1 protein-coding gene is annotated in these 2,077 nt (G+C 32.9%); it reads left to right on the forward strand.

What is annotated here, in order from left to right; genetic code table 11:
* The first annotated feature begins 196 nt into the window (after positions 1-196).
* A complete protein-coding gene (locus RB298_RS00360; RefSeq protein WP_486045186.1) occupies positions 197-2,053 on the forward strand; it encodes a heparinase II/III family protein in 1,857 nt (618 codons plus the stop codon).
* Positions 2,054-2,077 lie beyond the last annotated feature (24 nt).

The following is a 2,077-nucleotide window of genomic DNA, read 5'->3' on the forward strand; positions in this document are numbered from 1 at the left end:
ATTTTATTAGTGTCTCAGGATCTTATTATTTCTAACTACCGACTATTAAATTGAATAAAAAGGAAAATGAAAGTTACTTTTTAACTATTTATAAGGTACTATATTAGTTGTATTTTAACTTTTTATGAATAAGAAAGATTACTGTAAGAATTAGACTCTATAAATGACTACTATTTATAATCAAAAGGAGAATTATATGAAAAGAAATTGGAAGAGTTCGGTGATTACATATTCTGTGGCTGCTTCTTTACTTGCGTCTATGTCAGCTTCAGTGAGCCCTGCTTATGCAGCGTCAAATGCTAAAAGTTCATCTGTTGAAACATCGTCGGTTAAGAAGGTTAATTTGTTTAAACGAGTTAGTTCAAACTCTCAAACTGTAGATATTGCCAACAAACTACTAAACAATGAGCTTTATGTTAACAGCAACTGGGCTCCTTATAAATTTAATGGTAAGTTAACATGGAAAGAAAATCCTTATAAAGATGACACCTGGTCTTTTTATTTTCAAAGTCTAGATATGGTCGGCTACTTGACGACTGCTTATGAACAGACCCATTCTCAAAAATACTTAGAAAAAGCACAGTGGTACATAGAAAGTTGGATGAATGCCAACCCTTCTCCCCAAAAGCAAGCTAGCCGCTTTGCGTGGAGAGATCACAGTACAGCAAACCGAGTAGTTAACATGGCGCAATTTTTGGATCAATATAAAGGTTCTTCTATTTATAATAAAAGCTTTGAAAATAAGGTATTAAAAATGCTAGAAAAGCACGGCGATTTTTTAATGGACGACAAAAATTATTCGTTTGGCAGTAACCATGGCATCTTTCAAGATCGCTCTTTAATTGAATTAGCGTTACTATTTCCAAACATGTCTCACAGTCAGCAATGGTATAAAAAAGGTATGGATCGCTTGCTTGTACATGTAGAAGAGGATGTAACAAAAAGCGGGGTTCACAAAGAGCATAGTCCTGCTTACCACCTGCTTGTTCTTAATTTATTTAAAAATATCAATGGTTTTATTAAGCAATTTAATGTGAAAGAACCTAGACTCACAGGCGGCATTTCAAAAATGGAGGATTATTTAGCCTACCTTGGGGATCCATCTGGTCAGTTACCGAACTTAGGAGATTCTGAACCTTATAACCTTTATTCTTTAAGCCCTAAGGCTCTTACAAGTGATAAACTTCTATATGTTGTGACAAATGGTAAACAAGGAAAAAAACCTGATAAAGACATTGTATATACAGATGGCGGAACTGCTGTTTTTAAAAATGATTGGAGTAAAGAAACACCTTTATATCTTTTGTTTACATCTGCTTTCCACTCCACTACTCACAAGCATGCAGATGATCTATCTTTCCTTTTAACCTACGGAAAAACAAGTTTCTTTGTGGATTCAGGAAAGTACAATTACAGCTATACAGATCCTTACCGAGAATATATCAAGAGTTCCTTAGCACATAATACTGTAACTGTAGACAAAAAGTCTTTTCCTATAACAAAAGATCAAGTGAATAAATCTAAAATTAATACGTCTGAAATAAGTAAAGCGTACAGCTACGTTACTGGCAGCCATGAACTGTATAAAGGAGTAAAAGTAAAAAGAACGCTTATTTATTTAAAAAGCACCAACAGCATTATTGTGCGTGATGTAATGGAATCAAATAAAAACCATACATACACCGATACATTTAATATTGGAAAAGATGTAGATGTAAAAAAATCTGCAGCCAGAGTATTCACTCTGACTAGTAAGCTTGATAAAAAACAAATTGAACTAATTCAGCTTACGAAAATGAGCACCATCAAAAATTATAAGGGTTCTTCTTCCCCTATTGCTGGATGGCAATCTTTAGAGTTTAATAAAAAACTGCCAATTACTCAGCTTCAGTTTACGAATAATAATCAAAAAAATGCTGACTATAAGTTTATCATTAACACAGATACCAAAAACGGAATAAAGAATTACACGGTTAAAAGTACTCCTACACATGATATTTATACAATTGTATTAAAGAACGGGAAACGTACAAATGTACAGGTAAAAAAATAAATACAAAATATAATTATTAAAACC

The organism is Priestia sp. BR_2 (assembly GCF_041954005.1).
In the GTDB taxonomy this organism is placed as follows: Bacteria; Bacillota; Bacilli; order Paenibacillales; family Paenibacillaceae; genus Paenibacillus_AQ; species Paenibacillus_AQ lautus_A.